Genomic DNA, 946 nt, shown 5'->3' on the forward strand with positions numbered 1-946 from the left:
ACAGGTAAACTGGAACTTGCACCAATACACCGCCAAATTAGCGGTCAAAAGCCAAAAGACGTAAAGCGGTATGCCATTAATCACTTAAAGGTCTTTAGTGAGAGTCATGCACGATGCATGAACAAGGTTAAACTTCCGCAAATGACAGTAAAACATAAATATGTTCTCCATAGTTTTTACAATTCTACGAGAAATCATTTTTAAAAATAAAAAAATGATGTCATTTATCCATTCCATCATTAAAAACAAAAACGCTCCGCTTACAAAAAAAGTAAGGGAGCGATATAATTTAATCATTGTGTCCTTTTTAAAGGAGCCCAAAAATGATTCTACAAATTTCGCCTCAAAAAGTCAAGGGCGATTATTTATTTTCGTTCTCTTCATCTAGCTCTTCTTCCTCTTCATCTTCGTCCTCATCGTCTTCCAGGACAAATGCATCGTCTTCAATTATTTCTTCTTCCAAATCGTCATCATCTTCCACGTCATCATCCAAAAGGACTTCATCGATAACTGGAGAACCTAGGATATCATCATCATCGTCGTCATCCTCATCCTCGTCCAGATCATCGACATCTTCATCGAAATCAAGATCTTCATCATCAAGCTCATCGAAATCATCGATAACGACAGCAGCCTTTTTCGCTTTCTTTTTCTTTTTCGGTTTAACGACATGGACGACTTCTTCTTCGATTTGATCAACCGGGTACCATGTTTTCAATCCCCAACGGTTGTCACCAAGTGAAGTGAAACGGCCATCCACATTTAAATCCGTGTAGAATTGGGCAATTTTTTTTGCCACTTCAGCTTTGGATAAATGATGCAGCGAAGCTAACTCACTGACTAGGTCTTTGAATGGAATCGGTTCATTTCTTTCCACTAACAAATCATATGCCATCTCTATTAAGGACATTTCCAATAATTGCTCTTTTGAGTATTGTTTTAAACT

2 protein-coding genes are annotated in these 946 nt (G+C 37.6%); one reads left to right on the forward strand and one right to left on the reverse strand.

Annotated features, from left to right (window positions below; translation table 11 throughout):
- Positions 1-204: hypothetical protein (locus CVN76_RS31570; RefSeq protein WP_232732038.1), on the forward strand; the 204-nt coding region annotated here is incomplete at its 5' end.
- A 157-nt stretch (positions 205-361) separates the two neighbouring features.
- Here the strand turns inward: CVN76_RS31570 and rpoE are convergent.
- Positions 362-946: DNA-directed RNA polymerase subunit delta (rpoE, locus tag CVN76_RS01035; protein ID WP_232732039.1), on the reverse strand; the 585-nt coding region annotated here is incomplete at its 5' end.

It is taken from the genome of Bacillus sp. mrc49, from assembly GCF_002803435.1.